The sequence below is a fragment of the Thermodesulfobacteriota bacterium genome (genome assembly GCA_040758155.1).
Classification (GTDB): domain Bacteria; phylum Desulfobacterota; class Deferrimicrobia; order Deferrimicrobiales; family Deferrimicrobiaceae; genus UBA2219.
The window spans coordinates 1-2,398 of sequence record JBFLWB010000032.1; the positions used below are offsets into that span (position 1 = coordinate 1).

General features: G+C 67.2%; 2 protein-coding genes. One reads left to right on the forward strand and one right to left on the reverse strand.

What is annotated here, in order from left to right:
- The coding region (locus tag AB1346_02045) for a hypothetical protein (protein ID MEW6719211.1) at positions 1-468 on the reverse strand (468 nt) is incomplete at its 3' end.
- A gap of 314 nt (positions 469-782) precedes the next feature.
- Here AB1346_02045 and AB1346_02050 point away from each other — a divergent pair.
- Positions 783-2,360: a 2-isopropylmalate synthase gene (locus AB1346_02050; protein ID MEW6719212.1), complete on the forward strand. Its 1,578-nt coding sequence runs from the start codon at positions 783-785 to the stop codon at positions 2,358-2,360.
- Positions 2,361-2,398 lie beyond the last annotated feature (38 nt).

Here is a 2,398-nt window from a genome sequence, read left to right on the forward strand (position 1 = left end):
CGCGGCGTTCCCGCGCTCCTCCTCGGCCGAGGTCCGTTCCCTTGCCAGCCGCTCCGCCTTTTCGCTCTGCTCCAGGATGGTGCCCTGGGCGGCGAGGATCCCCTTCCTCGTCTCCCGCGGCAGGGAAAGGAAGCGCAGGCGAAGCGAAGCCACCTCCCGCTCGAGCGCCCGAAGCTCCCCGTCCGTGCCCGGCAAGGCGGCCGCGCCCGGTGGAAGGGAAGCATCCGGAAGGGCGGAAATCCGGAGCTCGCCGGTCCGCCTCCGGATCGCCTCTTCGTCCGAAAGGTCGACCGAGAACAGGGAGGAGGCCGGGATGTCCGCCGGCCTCTCTCCCGAGAGGAACAGCGCGAGGTTGTCGCGGAGATCGCGCAGCAGGCGCAGCCGCTCCGCCCCCGACGGGGGATCCGCCAGGGCGGGCGCGGCGAGCAGGATCGCGATCAGGACCATCGGAAGGAATGCGCGCCGCATAACGAAAATCTATCATGGATAAGGTTCGGCTGCGGCGATCGTCCTTGACACGGGGGTTTCCATCCCGCTAAAATTTCCAGCATCATGAAGCGCGCGTCGATGCATATCCGTTTCACAGGGCCGTTCGGGCTCGCCCTACCCCGCTTCCATAGGAGCCGGACCGCCGCCTGAGCGCGCAGGAAGAGGATCGAGGACATACAGGCCGCGGGACCGGCAGGTTCCCGCGGCTTTTCGTTTATTCAACCGGCCCCCGGGGACCCTCTTCCCGGGGGTTTCGCTTTTCATCGGGGGAAAAAGGAGAAAAGGAGGAGGCGATGGCGGAAAAGGTTTTCATCTTCGACACGACGCTGCGGGACGGGGAGCAGGTCCCCGGGGCGAAGCTCGCCAAGGAGCAGAAGATCGAGATCGCGCGGCAGCTCGCCGCGCTCAACGTGGACATCATCGAGGCGGGGTTCCCCGCTTCCTCCCCCGGCGACTTCGAGTCGGTCCAGGCGATCGCGAAGGCGGTCCGCGGGCCGGTCATCACGGGGCTCGCGCGGGCCGTGAAGAAGGATATCGACACCCTCTGGGAGGCGGTGAAGGTGGCGAAGCGCCCACGGATCCACACCTTCCTCGGGACCTCCGACATCCACATCCAGAAGAAGTTCCGCGCCGACCGGGAGAAGATCCTCCAATGGTGCGTCGACACGGTCAAGTACGCGCGGTCGCTCTGCCGCGACGTCGAGTTCTCCACGGAGGACGCCTCCCGGACCGACTTCGAGTACCTCTGCCGCACCGTTGAGGCGGTCGTCAAGGCGGGCGCGACGACGATCAACATCCCCGACACCGTCGGGTACGCCATGCCCATCGAGATGGCGGACCGGGTGCGGCGGCTGAAGGAGAAGGTCCCCGCCCTCGACAAGGTCGTGCTCTCGATGCACTGCCACGACGACCTCGGGCTTTCCACCGCGAACACGCTGGCCGGGATCCTTGCGGGGGCCCGCCAGGCCGAGGTGACGGTGAACGGGATCGGGGAGCGCGCCGGAAACGCTTCGCTGGAAGAGGTGGCGATGGCCATCAAGACGCGCAAGGACATCTACGCCGGGCTGTACACCGACCTGAACATGAAGGAGATCGCGAAGACGAGCCGGATGGTGTCGAAGCTGATGGGGCTCCCCGTCCAGCGGAACAAGGCCATCGTGGGCGCCAACGCCTTCGCCCACTCCTCGGGGATCCACCAGGACGGTATCATCAAGGACCGCTCCACCTACGAGATCGTGCGGCCGGAGGACGTCGGCGTGACGGCGCACACCTTCGCGCTCACGGCCCGGTCGGGGCGGGCGGCGCTCAAGCACCACATCGCCTCGCTCGGGCACTCGCCTTCCGACGCCCAGCTCGACGCGATCTACGAGAAGTTCCTCGCGCTGGCGGACAAGAAGAAGGAGGTCATGGTCGAGGACCTCGAGATCCTGGTGCAGGACGAGATGTTCAAGGTCCCGGAGACGTACAAGCTGGTCCACGTCCAGATCCTGTCGGGGACGAAGGCCACGCCGATGGCGGCCCTGAAGGTCCAGCGCGACAAGGAGGTGATCGAGGAGGCGGCCACCGGGAACGGTCCGATCGACGCGGCGTACAAGTGCATCGAGCGGATCGTGGGGCACGAGTTCCAGCTGATCCAGTTCGGCATGAACGCCGTCACCTCGGGGCAGGACGCCGTGGGGGAGGCGCGGGTGCGGATCCGCTCCAACGGGACGATCTTCGCCGGCGGCGCGAGCTCGACCGACATCATCGAGGCGGCGATCAAGGCCTACCTCGATGCGATCAACCGCTGGGTGGCCGCGGAGAAAAAGGCCGGCAGGAAAGGGAAGGAGAAGGTGAGGAAGGGCCCGGCGGCGCCGATGCCGTCGCTGTAGCCCTCCGGGCTCGGGAGGCCCCGCGGGCGTCAGCCCGC